The following is a 15,890-nucleotide window of genomic DNA, read 5'->3' on the forward strand; positions in this document are numbered from 1 at the left end:
ACGTGGCGCATAGCCCCGGATCGGGGCTGTGCGCATCGGCATGTCCGGGGGGCTTGAACGTCGCAGGCTTACTGCTGGTTCCCGATATAGATTGCTGCGGCGATCAGGACAGCCAGGACGGCAACTGCGCCTGCGATTTTCCAGGCGGAGTAGGGACGTTCGCCCTGAACCCGTCCGGATTGTCCGTTGACCACAAAACGATAGGTCTTGCCTCGGTATTTATAGGCCGCTAGCCACACCGGCAGCAGAATGTGTTTGAAGGTAACGTCTGAGACTTGCGTGTCGATATGCGAGATTCGCTGACGGTCGCCGCCGATATCAAACCGCACATCCCGTTCGATCACCCGGTCCATATGGGCGCGGGCCTGCTCAAAACCGTCCTGCAAAGAGATCGCATAGGCTTCGGCCCGGAACCCGGCTAGATATTGCGGTTGATACGGCTCCAGCGCCGACAGATCCCAGGGTTCCAGCGCATCGGTATAGCGTTTGGGTAGGCTTTTCGACGCCAGCACCAGCACATCGTCAAAGAAGCGTTTGACCCGACCTGACACCGGTCGCCAGCGCACCTTTGCGACCTGCTTGGCCTGCGGTTTGCCATCGACCATGACGGTTTCGGTCACGTAGTAGACCGTGCCGCGCTGGCCTGAGTAGGAACTGCGGGTGTCGGCGTCATAGGTCCAGTAGGGGACATAGATCCCCTCCATCCGGCGCCCCTTGCGGGCGTATTCCTTCAACCCGTTTGGCGCGAACCACAGGCGGCCAAGCCAGTCTGTCATGGCTTTGTGGCCCGCGCGTTCGTCGATGGCGAAAGGCAGGACGCCCTTGGGTTTTATGTGGCGGCTTTCGCCGGTGTCCGTGACCACGGGCGTTGCGCAGAATGGGCATTCGCGGGCGTGGGTGGTGGGATCGAATTCGACCTCTGCCGCGCAGTTGGGGCATTTGGAAACCCGCGTGGTTTCCATGTCGGCCTCTGGCAGCTGACGATCCAGCGCGGCCCGAAAGTCCAACTCGCGCAGGGCGCCGCCGCGCCAAGGGCCCCCGTTGATCTCTTCGGTATGGCCGCAATGGCTGCAGGTCAGGGTTCCGGATTGCGGGTCGAACCGGTAATCGGCGCCACATTGCTCGCAGGGAAAACGATGGGTTTCATCCGGCACAGCGGCAGAATCAGTGTTTTCGGTGGCAGGCGGAGGGGGAGGAGGGGAAGATGGCACGGCGCTCTCTCAAATTGTAACGATTTTTTCCGGTCGTTGTTTATTTAATTGATTTTTATTTATGTTTCCCGGCGGAACCGAGTCGATCAAGGGGAATTCACGGTGAGGGTTGAGATGTGAGCTTAATGTTTGATTAACCTGTGAAGGGCTACGGCAGAAGTGTTCAGTAACAAGGAGTATGAGTATGTCTGTAGCGGCTATCCAGGATGAGATTTCCGAAGCCATCAAGGCCCATAGCACATGGAAACTTCACCTTCGCACGGGCACCATCAGCGGCAGACTTGAAACGCCTTCGTGTGACATCTGCTGTGATGACAAGTGCAAATTCGGCCAGTGGCTGCATTCGCCTAGTACGGAAGCCGGTATGGCAGGGGATGCAAACTATGTGCGTGCGAAGAAACTGCATTCCGAGTTCCACCAATTTGCCGGCGCCATCGCACAAAAGATCGAACGTGGCGATCTGGATGCGGCCAAACACGATCTGGATTTGGGCAAGCCGTTCGATGAAAAGACCAAGGAACTCACCAAACACATGATGGTCTGGCGCAAGAGCCTGCAATAGTGACGACATGTCGGCCCGGCTCAGTTGTGTCAGGCCGACAGTCAAGGCCCGGAGCGCGCGGTTGGCGCCCCGGAGTCAGCCCGCCGGAGGCGGTGGGGGCGGAGGCGGCAGAATGGTGAAAAGCTGCGCCAGTTCGGCCACATCACCGGCCCGCTGCCAGCCATCCTGGCCGGGCGTCCAGACGTGGGTGTCGCGCTTCAGCTGCCCTTCCTGCGCCATGCGTCCGAGACGCGCCTTGGAATAGGGACCGGAAGTCTGACCGTTTTCCGCGATATGCCAGACGTGCTCGACCGGGGGCGGCGGCGGGGCCATCGGCGCCGCAGCGGGCGCGGGGCGGGCGCCCCAGGGACCTGACGGCTGACCCGCTGCACCCTGCGACATGGCATTGCCCATCTGCTGGGCCATCGCCATGCCCATCCCCATTCCCAAACCGGCGCCCATGCCGCTGTTCGGGGTGCGGGCTGCGGCGTCCATCGCCTCGGCAGCGGCGAACTGGGTGTATTGGCCAAGATCGCCCACGATCCCCATCTGGGTGCGCCGGTCCATGGCCTGTTCGACCGCAGGCGGCAGAGAGATGTTCTCGATATAGAGCTCCGGGATCGCCAGGCCATATTCGGCCACGGTGGCGGAAATCTCAGCCGCAACCAGTTTGCCCAGATCGGCGGTATTGGCGGCCATATCCAGCACCGGAATGCCCGAGCTGGCAACGACGCGGCTGAACTCCTGCACGATGATGTTGCGGATCTGGAAGCTGATTTCATCCATAGTGAATTCGCCATCGGTGCCGACGATCTCGGTCAGGAAGCGCGCCGGATCCACCACCCGCACCGAGTAGCTGCCAAAAGCGCGCAGACGCACCGGGCCGAACTCCGGATCGCGACAGATGATCGGATTCTTGGTGCCCCACTTCAGGTCGTTGAACCGGGTGGTGCTGACGAAATAGACCTCGGATTTGAATGGCGACTGAAACCCGTGGTCCCAGTGTTGCAGCGTCGTCATCACCGGCATGTTGTTGGTCTCAAGCATATAGAGACCGGGGGTGAAGACATCCGCCAGCTGGCCTTCGTGCACGAACACGGCTGCCTGTCCTTCACGTACCGTCAGCTTGGCGCCATATTTGATCTCATGGCCTTCGCGTTCAAACCGCCAGACCATGGTGTCGCGGGTGTCATCGACCCAGTGAATGACGTCGATGAACTCTCCGGTGAGAAAGTCGAAAATACCCATATCTCAGGTCCTCTTCCTACGGTGTGCCTGCTGGGAGCCTCATCGATGGGCGCAAGGGCCACCTTACAGGGGCTGTCCCATGATTTCGCGGGCGATAATGCGGGTGATCGGGCGGGCTTCTTCTGCGCTCATCCCGGTTTTCAGTCTTGGATCATACAGCATCTGCAACAGCTTTTCGTCATGGCTGGTCAGAAAGGCGAATTCGTCATCGTCGTTGAAAATCGACGGGCGCGCCCGGGGGCTGTCGTTGAGCAGGCCCAGGCCTTGTGCGATTTCCTCGTGGATGCAGCTTTGCCGGACCAGATCGGGATGCTCCGCGCGGATCAGCGCAACGCCGCGAATATAGTCGAAGGGGCTGCCCTGGGCGCCGCCGGCCAGAACAAAGCAATAATGCGTGCGCGGCGGGTTCACGAAGAGCTGGAAATCGTTCTGGCTGATATTGGGCAGCAGTTCGCGCACCCGCTTGGCCACAAAGGCGCTATCGTCCTTGCTGGCAAAGAGGACGTGGAAATTGCCGCGCTTCGCCACCGCCGAAACCGGGTGGCCGGTGATCCGGCCCAGCCGCGCCGCGTATTCGGCAACCCGCCCGCCATCGGCGCGGCGCTGGCTTTCAGGGATGGAGGGACCGAATTCTGCTTGCAAACGCACCGGCCCGGACCAGCGGCTCAGGCCGCCTGTGGCGCCGCCACCGCGCCCGGCGTATTCGTTGAAAAAGGAAATCGCTTCGAAGTTTTCCGCCAGATCCTGGGCATCATAAGGCGTATCGGGTCCGCCGCCATCGGTGCGCAAAAGGCCTCGCGTCAGCAGGTCCTGCTGCAGGACACGGTAATATTGCCGCAACTCTGCGCTGGCGGCCGAGGGCGCAGCGGGCGCGACCATGGCAGCCGGACGTGGTTTTGGCACGACGGACTCGCTGCGGCCCATGGGCATGCAGGCCGACAGCAGGCCCAGCCCCAAAAGCGCGGCAAGGCGTACAGGCGCGGATATTGCCCGCCCGGCGCTGCCTTCGGCACAAATCGCCGCCGACCTATGACGTTTTTGCCAGATCATCAGGTCAGGACGGAACCGCTGTGCCGGCATTGTCGCCGATGCCATCGCGGCGCGCCTTGGCGGCGGCCAGCGTATCGCGCAACTCGGCTTCCATCTTTTTCAGCTCGCCCTCGGCAGCGGCGCGTTTGGCCTTGCCCTCATCGGCGATCTGCAGGCTTTCCTGAATGGTGCCGATCAGATCCGCATTGGCCTGTTTCACCGCTTCGATATCGAACACACCGCGTTCCATTTCCTGCCGGATCGCCTTGTTGCTTTCGCGCAGGTTGGCCGCGTTGGAGGTCAGCAGCTCGTTGGTCAGATCATTGGCATCGCGCACCGCTGCAGCAGCCTCGGCCGAGCGCTGGATGGTGACCGCCTGCGCCAGCTGGGTTTCCCAGAGCGGCACGGTATTGACCAGCGTCGAGTTGATTTTGGTCACGAGCGATTTGTCGTTCTCCTGCACCAGACGGATCGAGGGCAGCGACTGCATGGTGACCTGCCGGGTCAGCTTCAGGTCGTGCACCCGGCGTTCCAGATCGTCCCGGGCGGCGCGCAGATCGCGCAGTTCCTGCGCGCGGATCACCTGGTCGGCTTCGGCGGCTGCTGCGACGGCTTCTTCCAGCGCGGGAATTTCGCTGCTGTCCAGCTCACCCAGCTTGGCCTCGCCTGCCGCGATATAGAGCGCCAGCTCGTCGTAAAATGCCAGCGTCTTTTCATAAAGCATGTCGAGCGATTTGATGTCCTTCAACAGCCCGTGTTCATGGCCAAGAAGATCATCGGTGATCTTGTCGATCTGCGCCTGGATTGTTTCATAGCGCGCGGTGAATTTGGCAAAGGGCGCAGCGCGGCCCAGCAGGCGCTCCCAGAAGGTGGGTTTGCGGCGCACGTCCAGTTCCGAGACGGAAAAGCCGCGGATCGTGGTGACGATATCCCGCAAGGAATCCCCGGCGGGTCCGACGTCCTTGTTGCGCACATCGGCCAGCATCGCCTGACTGATGGTCTGCAATTCGGCCTGCGCGCCGGATCCGAAGCCGATGATCGAGTTGCTGTCGCTCATGTCGATTTCGCCCATGCGGCGACGGATCGCTTCGCTGGTGACTTCATCCGCCTGCTCCAGCGGCTGGATGTCACCCGTGGGATCCGCAAGCGCGACGCCCGTCACCTCCGTGACCATGGCCTCGGCTTCGATTGCTTTCTTCTGAACGGTCTCGGACATCGGTGGCGTTCCTCGGGTCAAAGTGTCAATTGCGGTCCAGGTGGACCCCTTCGCGCTGCAGGCGGTCGCGCAGCACGTCGATTTCGATGGTCAGGTCGCTGCGGTCTTCGAGCAGCATCTTTTGCGTACGGGCCGCGAAATTCTGTTCCAGATCCTCCAGCAGGGCAAGGTAGTCGCTGCGGGCCTGCGGATCCTGGCTGCGGGCATAGATGTCTGCGAATTTGATCGTCGCATCGCGCGCGCCCTGCAGATAGACGGTCAGATACTTGCGCGCACCGGTCAGGTCGCGCGGGTCTTCTTCTATGGTGCGGAACATGTCTCGGGCGACAGCCTGAAACTGATCCACACGCGCCTCCAGCTGCCGGTCACGCGCCCTAAGCGCCGCGTCCCGCATGGCGTCAAGGTAGGCTTCGGCCTCATCCACGGCGCGGGCAACGCGGCTTTGCTGGAAATCGTCCACGCCCTCCACGCCCTTGTCCTGCAAAGGGTCAAGGCCAAAGGCGACCAGATGCAGCCCGGTGGCTGCCAGTCCGTAGACGGCGGCGATCATGATCCCCGGTTCGGCCTTCCAGGCGGCCAGCGCGGCCCCGGCGCCGGTCAAAACCGAGGCGAGGATCTTGCGCGGCAAGGCCGGTTTGCGCGCGACACGGCGCGCGGCAAAGGCGGTTTCGGCCCGCAACCCTTCGCGCAGAAGAAAGGCGGCCCCGGTCCAGAGGGCAGCTGCAATCCCGCCAAGCGCCAGACCCGTGGCCCCGTCGTTCAGCGACAGGATCAGCAGCACGCCTCCAGGCACGAACATGGTGTTGGCACGGGCGCCGACAGGATCGACCTGTGCGCTGCGAAAGGAGTTGGTTTTGCCCGTCGGCGGGGATGTGTCACCCAAGGCGGCCGGATCACCGGCGCCATCGGGGCTGTATTTGCCGCCATACCTCTGTGCCATGGATCAGCCTCCCACAATCCATCCGGTGCTCAGTCCGAACATCAGAACAAGCAGGGCGGCGAAGGCGACTTTCTGCACGCGGGTTCCCCCATGACACGATTTACATGCCTGAAATCTAAGGGATTGCAGGCCGCCTTGCTAGGGGGAAGTGTCGGGCAAATGCCTCAGCGGCGGGGATTCTTGCCGATTGGACGATTGCCGGGCTTTGCGCCATTGCCGCCGCGTCCCTTGCCGCGGGTATCCGGTTTGCCGGGCTGTCCAGGCTTGCCGCCGCCAGTATGGCCGGATTTGCCCGTCGGGGCTCCTTGTGGTTTGGCCTGCGATTTGCCACGCGGTTTGCCAGCGCCGCCGCCGCTATAGGGGGCAGGGGCGTCAGTGCCGGGTTTGCGGCCGCCGGGGCGCTTGCCGCGCATCAGTTTGCGCCGCTGGGGGCGGTCGGTCTGTGGCGTCTCTTCGGTGTCGTCTTCCAGGCCAAGCTGATCGCGGATCACCCGGGGGCGCAGTTCTTCGACTTCACCGGGTTTCAGATTTCCCAGCTGGAACGGGCCGTAGGACAGGCGCAGCAGGCGGTTGACGGAAAACCCGATATCCTCCATGGCGCGGCGGATTTCGCGGTTCTTGCCTTCGCGCAGTCCCACGGTCAGCCAGGCGTTCGCCCCCTGCTGGCGGTCCAGCGCCACGGCCATGGGCTGGAACGTCTCGCCGTCGATCACCAGCCCCTTGCGCAGCGGCTCGAAATCCGTTTCTTGCGGGCGGCCCTTGATACGCACCCGGTAGCGGCGCAGCCAGCCGGTTGAGGGCAGTTCCAGCTTGCGCTTGATGCCGCCATCATTGGTCAGCAGCAGCAGCCCTTCGGAATTGAGGTCAAGCCGCCCGACGGTCATCACCCGCGGCAGATCTTCGGGAAGTTCGTCAAAGATGGTTTTACGACCCATCTCGTCGCTGGTGGTGGTCACCAGTCCGGCCGGTTTGTGGTAGAGCCACAGGCGCGGCGCCTCTGCCTCGGGCAGGGGCTGGCCGTCGATCAGGATCCGGTCCCGCGTGGTGACGTTCAGCGCGGGGCTGTCGATCACCTTGCCATTCACCGCAACCCGCCCTTCGGCGATCATCCGCTCGGCCTCGCGCCGCGAGGCAACGCCGGCCCGCGACAGAACCTTGGCGATCCGGTCACCTTCGGGCGTACCCGTGCTCTTGTCGCCTGCAGTGGCGTCGGGACGCGACGGTTTCGCGGCTTTGCCCGCCGGGCCTTTGGGGCGGTGCGGGCGCTTAGGGGATGCGGGTGTTTTGCTCATCCCCTCGCCATAGAGCATTCCGGCGTCTTGCGAAAGCGGGCATTCTACGGCAGGGAAGGCCATGGTTTTCCGTTCTCACATGACCTTGGCCCTGGAAGAGGCCCACGCTGCCGCCGCGCGCGGCGAGGTGCCGGTGGGCGCGGTTCTGATCGCGCCGGACGGAACGGTCGCGGCGCGGGCCGGAAACCGCACCCGCGAGCTGAACGATCCCACCGCCCATGCCGAGATCCTTGCGATCCGCGCCGCCTGCGCCGCAGCGGGAGGGGAGCGACTGACGGGCTACGACCTTTATGTGACGCTGGAGCCCTGCGCCATGTGTGCGGCGGCCATCGCAGCGGCGCGTATCGCGCGGGTCTACTACGGCGCCTCTGATCCCAAATCCGGCGGCGTTGCCCATGGGGCCTGTGTGTTTTCACATCCGCAGGCACACCATGTGCCGGAGGTCTACGAAGGGATTGCCGAAGCGGACTGTGCTGCCATTCTGAAAGAGTTCTTCACTGCAAAACGATAGGGGGCCGGAGTGGAAGGGCATGTGAAGCCGCCGGAAGAGATCCTTGCCGCTTTCAGGGTGACGGCGCCGGAGTGGATCGCGACCACCGCCATTGCCAGCCTTTGGAAAGTCTCCCGCGCCGGGGGCGGTGTCGCGGTGCTGAAATACTACGGTGCCCGGGGCATGGGCAGCGAGGCCGACGGCTTTCGGTTTCTGCAGGCTGCGCCGGAGGATTGCGCGGCCCGGGTCTATGGCCTGCGCCCGGATGCAGCGCTGATCGAATGGCTGGAGGGGCCGTCGCTTGCCGATCTCGCAATTGCCGGTGAGGACGAAACGGCTGCGCGCGAGCTGGTGAAGGTCGCCTCTGGCCTGCATCCCGGCGCAGGGCAGGCGCCGGAGGGCTATCCCCGGCTGGAAGACCGTTTTGATGCGCTGTTCCATCTGAAACCTGCACCAAGTTGCGCGGTAGGGGGCAAGGCGGCGATTGCCGCGTGTCAGACCCTGGCCCGCCAACTTCTCAACACGCAGGTAGATGTGCGCCCGCTGCACGGGGATCTGCACCATGGCAACGTGATGAGGACGCCGCGCGGGTATTGCGCCTTTGATGCCAAGGGAATCGTTGGAGAGCGGACCTACGAGTTGGCCAATGCCTTTCGCCATCCCTATGGGAACCCCGATTTGACCCGCGACCCGCGTCGGATCGGGATGCTGGCCGATCTCTGGTCAGTAGGATTTGCGGTGGATCGTCAGCGTCTTTTGCAATGGGCAGCGGTCAAATGCGCGCTCTCCATTGCCTGGCGCAGTAAAGGGCGGTTGGCGCAGGAGGATGAACTGGACCTGCTGGCGGCGCTGCTGTCTTGCGCGACGGGGCAGGGTGGCGCGCGCGTTTAGGCACTGGACGGCCCATGCACACCATGCCATGTTCGCTTTTTGTTTCATTGGTCGAGCCGGGAGGAAGGCGATGTCCGCGATTGTCGTGGGAGAAGACGGCCAGCCGCGCTGCGGCTGGAGTGCCAGCGCACCTGAATTTGACGCCTATCATGATGCGGAATGGGGCTATCCGGTGAGCGACGATATCCGGTTGTTCGAAAAGATCTGTCTTGAAAGTTTCCAGTCCGGCCTCAGCTGGCGCACCATTCTGGCCAAGCGCGAGAATTTTCGCGCCGCTTTCGCGGGCTTTGATTGGAATGTCATCGCCACATACACCGATGCGGATGTGGAGCGCCTGTTGCAGGATGCCGGGATCATCCGCCACCACGGCAAGATCGAAGCCGTGATCAACAATGCGAAACGCGCGCAGGAGTTGGTCGAAGAAGCTGGATCGCTCGCCGCGTTTTTCTGGAGCTTTGAGCCGGACCCGGACAGCCTGCCCGAGCCGCAGACCAGGTCGACCAGCCCGGACTCCGTGGCGCTGTCAAAGGCGCTAAAGAAACGTGGCTGGAAGTTTGTCGGCCCCACCACCGTCTTTGCCTTCATGCAGGCGATGGGGCTGATCAATGACCACGCGCTGGGCTGCTGCTGCAGAGAAAAGGCCGCCCGCGCGCGGGCGGCGTTCACAAAGCCGGTTTAGACCTCAAGCGCGGTCATTACCTCAGGTTCGATCACCTCGACACCGGGCAGGCCTGCGCTCAGATCCTCTGCGGATTGCTCCAGCAGGGGGAAGGTCTTGTAGTGGCAGGGGATTACCGTCTTGAAGTTGAAGTACTTCTTGGCCGCATAGGCCGCCTGCTTCATGTCCATGGTGAAGTGACCGCCAGCACAGAGAATGCCGATATCGGGTTTGTAGTAATCCCCGATCCAGTCCATGTCTGCCATGATCGCGGTGTCGCCGGAAATATAGATCGTCTTGCCCTCGGCCTGCAGCACATAGCCGACTTCCGACCCACCCGTGCGCGGGCCTTCGGGCTTGGCAAAGGTCGAGCTGTGCGAAGCAGGCACCATCGACAGTTTCGGCCCGCCCAGATCGACGGTTCCACCCTTGTTGAAGCCGACGGTTTCGACCCCTTCGGTTTCGCCCCAGAAGCCCATGATGTCATATTGGCCAACCACGGGAATGTTCAGTTTTTTCGCGAGCGGCAGCACATCGACCACATGGTCGAAATGCACGTGGGTCAGGATGATATGGGTGGCGCCTTCGATGGCGGCATCATGCTGGTCCTCGGGCAGGCTGGGGTTGCCGGTCAGCCAGGGGTCCAGCAGCAGCACCTTTCCTTCGGTTTCAAAACGGAAACTGCCGTGGCCCAGCCAGATGATCTTCATGGTGTCTCTCCCAATTCCTTGATTTGTCTGCTCTTACCCTAGCACGCTGAATGCCTGTTTCCATCGGTTTGCTGTCCTGCAAGCCCGGTCAGGGGCACCCGGTCCGCAGTGTTTCGCAGTAAACTTGTGCTCTAGCGGTGAATGTGCCCTCATGGGCGTCAGAACATGATGGGAGGCAGTGCTGTGACAATGATCGGGTCGAAGGCCACCGTTCTTCTGAGCCTGCTGGCACTTGCGCCGATATCCGCTGCGCCCGGCCATGCCGAGGGCGCGGGAGGGCACCAGGGGCACCAGCAGCATCAGGGTGATGACGCGCAACCCTATGCCGGGCAGCAAACCCGGCGAATCAAAAGCCTTTCGGATGCGGACATCGCAGAATTGCGCGCGGGCAAAGGCTGGGGCTTTGCTCTTCCGGCGGAACTGAATGGCTGGCCCGGGCCCGCGCATCTTCTGGAATTGGCACCGCAGATCGGGCTGAGCGCGGCGCAGATCGAGCAGGTGCGCCAGATCCATCACGAAATGGCCGCCGACGCGCAGCAGGCCGCAGAGGACTTCATTGCGGCCGAAGAACGTCTTGATCAGGCCTTTGCCTCAGGCAACCCCGACGCCGATGAGTTGCGGCGCCTGGTCTCCGAAGCAGGCGCGGCGCGGGCGGATCTGCGGTATGTCCACCTGTCCCGGCATTTGCAGACGGTTCAGTTTCTCTCGGGCGAACAGATCGCCGCCTATAATCGCTTGCGCGGCTATGCGGCTGATCCTTGCGACGCGGTGCCGGAGGGTCATGATCCCGCGATGTGGCGGATGCACAATAACTGCGAATAAACGCTCCTGCGCCCACCAGCCTGTGTATAGACACCCGTTTTCGGTGCAGACCCGCTTGCGGCGCGGACGGCGCGGCGGTAAACGCGTCTGTAACACGAGATGAGGGTTTCCATGTCGATTGACCAAAGCACTGCCGCCAAAGTGGCCAAACTGGCCCGGATCAAGGTCGAAGAGGACGCGCTGCCTGCGCTGGCAGACGAGTTCAACACCATACTTGGGTTCATCGAACAGCTGAACGAAGTGGACGTGGAAGGGGTCGAGCCGATGACCTCGGTCACGCCGCAGCGTCTGAAGCGGCGCGAGGATGTGGTGAACGATGGCAATCAGCAGGACAAGATCCTGGCCAATGCCCCCGACGCCCGCGAGGGCTTCTTTGCGGTCCCCAAGGTGGTGGAGTAAGACATGAGCGATCTGAACAAACTGGGCCTGGCCGAGGCCCGCGATGCCCTGCGCAAAGGCGACACCACCTCTGTCGAGCTGACCGAAGCCTGCCTGAAGGCCATCGAAGGCGCCGATGCGCTGAACGCCTTCGTGCACAAGACGCCCGAGATCGCGCTGGAGCGCGCAAAGGCAGCCGATGCCCGCATCAAGGAAGGCGATGCGCCTGCCATGTGCGGCCTGCCGGTCGGGATCAAGGATCTGTTCTGCACCAAGGGCGTGGACAGCCAGGCGGCCTCCAACATCCTTAAAGGCTTCAAGCCCGAGTATGAGTCGACCGTTTCGCAGAAACTGGTCGATGCCGGTTCCGTGATGCTGGGTAAGCTGAACATGGACGAATTCGCCATGGGCTCGTCCAACGAAACCTCTGCCTATGGCGATGTGGTCAGCCCCTGGCGGCGTGACGGAAGCGATGCCAAGCTGACACCGGGGGGCTCCTCGGGCGGCTCTGCGGCTGCCGTGGCGGCCGACCTGTGCCTTGCGGCGACCGGCACCGACACCGGCGGCTCGATCCGTCAGCCTGCGGCCTTTACCGGCACCGTCGGCATCAAACCCACCTACGGGCGCTGCTCGCGCTGGGGCATCGTGGCCTTTGCCTCCTCGCTGGATCAGGCCGGACCGATGACCAAATCGGTGCGTGACGCGGCAATCATGCTGGAAGCCATGGCCGGGCATGATCCCAAGGACAGCACTAGCGCCGATCTGGCCGTGCCGAATTTCGAGGCGATGCTGACCGGCGACATCAAGGGCAAGAAGATTGGTATCCCGAAAGAGTACCGCATGGAAGGCATGCCCGCCGAGATCGAAAAGCTCTGGGCCGATGGCACTGCCATGCTGAAGGACGCGGGCGCCGAGATCGTCGACATCTCGCTGCCGCACACCAAATACGCGCTGCCTGCCTATTACGTGATCGCCCCGGCCGAAGCCTCGTCGAACCTCGCACGCTATGACGGGGTGCGCTACGGCCACCGCGCCACGCTGGAAGCAGGCGATGGCATCACCGAGATGTACGAAAAAACCCGCGCCGAAGGCTTTGGCCACGAGGTGCAGCGCCGCGTGATGGTCGGCACCTACGTGCTGTCGGCAGGCTTCTATGATGCCTATTACAACCGCGCCCGCCGCGTTCGCACCCTGATCAAGAAGGACTTCGAAGATGTCTTTGCCGCAGGCGTGGACGCGATCCTGACACCGGCGACGCCCTCTGCTGCTTTTGGCCTGGGTGAAATGACCGATGCGGATCCGGTGCAGATGTACCTCAATGACGTCTTTACCGTCACTGTGAATCTTGCGGGCCTGCCGGGCATCTCTGTGCCTGCGGGTGTCGATGCACAGGGTCTGCCGCTGGGCCTGCAGCTGATCGGCCGCCCCTGGGAAGAGGGCGATCTGCTGAACACCGCCTATGCGCTGGAGCAGGCCGCCGGGTTTGTGGCAAAGCCGGGGAAATGGTGGTAAAACCGGCTCAAACAAGAGCATGAACCATACGACCATAAACAGGTGATCCCGATGCGCGTCTTCGTCTCCCTCGCCGCCGCTGGCAGTCTTCTGGCCCTTGCAGCTTGCAGCCCGCCAGTGCCGGACAGCGCGGCCGGGGTGGGCGTGGACGGCGATCCCTTCGCCGCCCGTCCGGCGCAGGGCACCACGATCGACGGCGATCCACTGATCCCCTCGCCTCAGGTTGTTGGCGCGCCCCTGGCAATGCCGACAGATCAGAGCGGAGCCACCTCGGTCGCTGCGGCTGGAGCCTCGGTTGGCACTGGCAGCAATGCCGATATCGCTCGCGAAACGGCAGCAGCCCTGAGTGCGGCGCAGGCCAACTCTGGCGAGGCGCCGCTTGAAGCAAGCCCGGACAACCCTGCGCCGCAGATCGTTGGCGGCAACCCGCGTCTGTCGGACGAAAACAGCTTTGATGCGGTGTCGTCGCGCCAGACCATCGAAAGCGATGCAGAGCGTCTGAAACGGCAGCGTGCGCAGTATCAGGTGGTGGAGCCGACGGCGCTGCCCACGGTCTCTGCGGGCAACCGGGATCCCAATATCGTGCAATACGCGCTCAGCACTTCCAACCCGCCGGGCAACCGCATCTTCAGCCGCACGGGTATCAATCTCAAGGCCCGCTCGTCGCGTAATTGCGCAGGCTATGCTTCGCCCGAGCTGGCCCAAGTGGCGTTTCTTGAGGCCGGCGGCCCCAAACGCGACCGCTACGCGCTGGACCCGGATGGGGATGGCTACGCCTGCGGCTGGGACCCGTCTCCCTATCGTCTGGTCCTGCGCGAAGACTCCTGATGTCCGGGTCTGACAGGGCAGGGGATGAGGCCGGGGCAATCTGGCATCCCAGCCCCAATTTCGGTCCGCGTCGTGATGGGCTGACCCCGCAGTTCGTGGTTCTGCACTATACGGCGATGGAGACGGCTGAGGCTGCTTTGCAGCGGCTGTGTGATCCTGCGGCCGAGGTGTCGGCTCATTATCTGATCCGGCAGGATGGCACCCTCTGGCAGATGGTGGAGGAGGCGCAACGCGCCTGGCACGCCGGCGCTGGCGAATGGTGCGGGCTGGAGGATCTCAATTCCCGGTCAATCGGTATCGAACTGGACAATCGCGGCGATCATCCGTTTTCCGAACCGCAGATGACGCGGCTGGAGCGGTTGCTGGGCGATATCCTGCACCGCTGGGATATCGCGCCCGAGGGGGTGATCGGCCATTCGGACATGGCGCCGGGACGCAAATGCGATCCGGGTACCCGGTTTGACTGGGCGCGGCTGGCCCGTCAGGGACTGGCCCGGCAGGTAGCGCAAGCGGAGGCGGCAGGGCAGAGCCTGATGGAGTCAGAGAGCGCCGATATGGCGCGTTTCCGCGCCTATGCCCGCGACATCGGATATACCGCCCCGGTGGAGGATGAGACGCTGCTGGCAGCTGTGCGGCTGCGCTATCGTCCCCAGGCCCGCGGGCCGCTTTGTGCGGAGGATTTCGCGCCGCTGGGCCAGGCAGACCTCTGGGTCTGAAAGGTGCCTGCTGTAACCACCCTTGACCTGTCAGCCCCCAGGGCCTAGGTGCAGCCCTGCGCAGAAGGCTGGACGGCCGCGCTGGGGGCTTGCCCTCCGCGAGGAAAGTCCGGACTCCCTAAAGCAACGGTGCCGGGTAACGCCCGGGCAGGGCAACCTGACGGATAGCGCCACAGAAATGAAACCGCCGTGCCCCCGGCAACGGATCAGGGCGCGGTAAGGGTGAAACGGTGGGGTAAGAGCCCACCGCGCCCCTGGCAACAGGGGCGGCACGGCAAGCCCCACCGGGAGCAACGCCAAATAGGGCCCCCGCGCGGGCAGGTCCCGGCAACGGGATACCGCCGCTAGGCATGCTTTAGCCAAGAGGGGCCGGGTTGGCAGCTAGAGGTACGCAGCAATGCGTATCGCAGATGAATGGCCGTCCATGAGGCGCAAGTCTCGGGACAGAATCCGGCTTACAGGCCTTCTGCGCAAAATATCCCCCCGAATCCTATTGACTTGGGGGGCAGTGCAGGTAAAAGCGCACGCTCATATAGGAATTTACCGAGAGGCCCCCTGCCTTTTCGGACGCAGGAGAAGCACCATGGCGAAGCCGACGACCATCAAGATCCGCCTGAACTCGACCGCGGGCACGGGCCACTTCTACGTGACCAAGAAAAACGCACGCACCATGACCGAAAAAATGGTCATCCGGAAATACGATCCGGTTGCGCGCAAGCACGTCGAGTACAAAGAAGGCAAAATCAAGTAAGCCCATCCGGCATACAGGATTTTCAAAAAGGGTCACGCCGCGCGCGTGGCCCTTTTTCGTTTTTGGAGCCGGGTTTTCGGCGGTCGTTGCAGGCGCAGGGCAGGTGAGAGCTTGTTCGAATTTGAAAAAATTACCCGATAGTTTAGCCGCCTGTACGAAAGGATAGTTCCCCTTTTCGCCTCATTTCGGTCGTAACTTGTTTACGTGGGTAAATGAGACAAGTGGGTGATAGTATGTTCAGGCGTATCTTGTTCAGCGTGGTTTTTGCCGTGGCCGTGGCGCCTTCTCCGGAGGCGACGATTGCGGGCGTGGTGCCGGTTCCGGCGCCGGTGATGGCCGGGCCGCTGTCCCTGACCGCTGGTCGAACTCAGCAGCCTGCGACAGCGCCGCGCTCGGGCAGCCAGACCCTGCGGGTCGAGGTGCAGGGCCGGGCTTTGTCGCTCTCCGTTGTACGGGCGGGCTCGACCGGGCTCGCGGTGCTCAGCGCCCCTGCACATAGCGTGATTGGCAACCTGCCTGACATGACCCCTGCGGATTTCCAGACCATTGCGGCGCGCGAAAGCGGCTGCAGCGTCTCGGGCGAGGTTCAGGTGCTCGGCAGCGACCGGGGCACGGTTGCCCTTGCCACCGGTCTAAGCTGCTCCTGAGCCCCCTCTC

Annotated in this window: 18 protein-coding genes and 1 other RNA gene; 12 read left to right on the forward strand and 7 right to left on the reverse strand. The window is 63.0% G+C overall.

Going from position 1 to position 15,890, the window contains the following annotated elements:
• Window positions 1-68: 68 nt before the first annotated feature.
• The gene (locus SM766_RS04015) at window positions 69-1,211 is read right to left on the reverse strand and encodes a TFIIB-type zinc finger domain-containing protein (protein ID WP_490363345.1); all 1,143 of its coding nucleotides are present in this window, start codon (window positions 1,209-1,211) and stop codon (window positions 69-71) included.
• Window positions 1,212-1,395: 184 nt separating this feature from the next.
• Here SM766_RS04015 and SM766_RS04020 point away from each other — a divergent pair, with 184 nt between their 5' ends.
• Window positions 1,396-1,773: a CZB domain-containing protein gene (locus SM766_RS04020; protein WP_368947012.1), complete on the forward strand. Its 378-nt coding sequence runs from the start codon at window positions 1,396-1,398 to the stop codon at window positions 1,771-1,773.
• Window positions 1,774-1,848: 75 nt separating this feature from the next.
• On the opposite strand, the gene SM766_RS04025 is transcribed toward SM766_RS04020, so the two are convergent.
• The 5 genes from SM766_RS04025 to SM766_RS04045 form a co-directional block, all read right to left on the reverse strand.
• A complete protein-coding gene (locus tag SM766_RS04025) occupies window positions 1,849-3,000 on the reverse strand; it encodes an SPFH domain-containing protein (RefSeq protein WP_065270797.1) in 1,152 nt (383 codons plus the stop codon).
• A gap of 63 nt (window positions 3,001-3,063) precedes the next feature.
• On the reverse strand, window positions 3,064-3,930 hold the full coding sequence (locus SM766_RS04030; RefSeq protein WP_368947114.1) for a DUF2927 domain-containing protein: 867 nt from the start codon (window positions 3,928-3,930) through the stop codon (window positions 3,064-3,066).
• 124 nt (window positions 3,931-4,054) lie between these two features.
• Entirely contained in the window at window positions 4,055-5,245 is a 1,191-nt protein-coding gene (locus tag SM766_RS04035) for a toxic anion resistance protein (protein WP_274828328.1), read from the reverse strand.
• Window positions 5,246-5,270: 25 nt separating this feature from the next.
• A complete protein-coding gene (locus SM766_RS04040) occupies window positions 5,271-6,185 on the reverse strand; it encodes a 5-bromo-4-chloroindolyl phosphate hydrolysis family protein (RefSeq protein ID WP_368947013.1) in 915 nt (304 codons plus the stop codon).
• Window positions 6,186-6,349: 164 nt separating this feature from the next.
• Window positions 6,350-7,477, reverse strand: coding sequence for a pseudouridine synthase (locus SM766_RS04045; protein ID WP_368947014.1), 1,128 nt, complete (start codon window positions 7,475-7,477; stop codon window positions 6,350-6,352).
• A 61-nt stretch (window positions 7,478-7,538) separates the two neighbouring features.
• On the opposite strand from SM766_RS04045, the gene SM766_RS04050 reads away from it, so the two are divergent.
• The 3 genes from SM766_RS04050 (at window position 7,539) to SM766_RS04060 (ending at window position 9,537) form a co-directional block, all read left to right on the forward strand.
• Complete coding sequence (locus tag SM766_RS04050) at window positions 7,539-7,988, forward strand: nucleoside deaminase (RefSeq protein WP_368947015.1); 450 nt, start codon at window positions 7,539-7,541, stop codon at window positions 7,986-7,988.
• Window positions 7,989-8,009: 21 nt separating this feature from the next.
• Entirely contained in the window at window positions 8,010-8,858 is an 849-nt protein-coding gene (locus SM766_RS04055) for an aminoglycoside phosphotransferase family protein (protein WP_368947016.1), read from the forward strand.
• Between the two features lie 70 nt (window positions 8,859-8,928).
• Window positions 8,929-9,537 carry a DNA-3-methyladenine glycosylase I gene (locus tag SM766_RS04060; RefSeq protein ID WP_368947017.1) on the forward strand — a complete coding sequence of 203 codons (609 nt, stop codon included), beginning with the start codon at window positions 8,929-8,931 and terminating at the stop codon, window positions 9,535-9,537.
• Here SM766_RS04060 and SM766_RS04065 read toward each other — a convergent pair.
• Entirely contained in the window at window positions 9,534-10,226 is a 693-nt protein-coding gene (locus tag SM766_RS04065) for a metal-dependent hydrolase (RefSeq protein WP_368947018.1), read from the reverse strand. The genes SM766_RS04060 and SM766_RS04065 overlap by 4 nt on opposite strands.
• A 189-nt stretch (window positions 10,227-10,415) precedes the next feature.
• Here SM766_RS04065 and SM766_RS04070 point away from each other — a divergent pair, with 189 nt between their 5' ends.
• The 8 genes from SM766_RS04070 (at window position 10,416) to SM766_RS04105 (ending at window position 15,880) form a co-directional block, all read left to right on the forward strand.
• A complete protein-coding gene (locus SM766_RS04070) occupies window positions 10,416-11,048 on the forward strand; it encodes a Spy/CpxP family protein refolding chaperone (RefSeq protein ID WP_368947019.1) in 633 nt (210 codons plus the stop codon).
• Window positions 11,049-11,159: 111 nt separating this feature from the next.
• Window positions 11,160-11,447 (forward strand): Asp-tRNA(Asn)/Glu-tRNA(Gln) amidotransferase subunit GatC, encoded by a 288-nt coding sequence (gene gatC, locus SM766_RS04075; protein WP_065270789.1) that lies wholly within the window; start codon window positions 11,160-11,162, stop codon window positions 11,445-11,447.
• A 3-nt stretch (window positions 11,448-11,450) separates the two neighbouring features.
• Window positions 11,451-12,938 (forward strand): Asp-tRNA(Asn)/Glu-tRNA(Gln) amidotransferase subunit GatA, encoded by a 1,488-nt coding sequence (gatA, locus tag SM766_RS04080; protein WP_274828336.1) that lies wholly within the window; start codon window positions 11,451-11,453, stop codon window positions 12,936-12,938.
• 51 nt (window positions 12,939-12,989) lie between these two features.
• Window positions 12,990-13,766, forward strand: a complete 777-nt coding sequence (locus tag SM766_RS04085; RefSeq protein ID WP_368947020.1) for a hypothetical protein — start codon at window positions 12,990-12,992, stop codon at window positions 13,764-13,766.
• Window positions 13,766-14,482: an N-acetylmuramoyl-L-alanine amidase gene (locus SM766_RS04090; RefSeq protein ID WP_368947021.1), complete on the forward strand. Its 717-nt coding sequence runs from the start codon at window positions 13,766-13,768 to the stop codon at window positions 14,480-14,482. The genes SM766_RS04085 and SM766_RS04090 overlap by 1 nt, the downstream gene beginning before the upstream one ends.
• A gap of 60 nt (window positions 14,483-14,542) precedes the next feature.
• Window positions 14,543-14,956, forward strand: an RNA gene (gene rnpB / locus SM766_RS04095) — RNase P RNA component class A.
• A gap of 109 nt (window positions 14,957-15,065) precedes the next feature.
• Window positions 15,066-15,233, forward strand: a complete 168-nt coding sequence (gene rpmG, locus SM766_RS04100; RefSeq protein WP_065270785.1) for a 50S ribosomal protein L33 — start codon at window positions 15,066-15,068, stop codon at window positions 15,231-15,233.
• Between the two features lie 233 nt (window positions 15,234-15,466).
• Window positions 15,467-15,880, forward strand: a complete 414-nt coding sequence (locus SM766_RS04105; protein WP_065270784.1) for a hypothetical protein — start codon at window positions 15,467-15,469, stop codon at window positions 15,878-15,880.
• Window positions 15,881-15,890: the final 10 nt, after the last annotated feature.

It is taken from the genome of Pseudophaeobacter sp. A-200-2, from assembly GCF_041008815.1.
In the GTDB taxonomy this organism is placed as follows: Bacteria; Pseudomonadota; Alphaproteobacteria; order Rhodobacterales; family Rhodobacteraceae; genus Phycobacter; species Phycobacter gallaeciensis_A.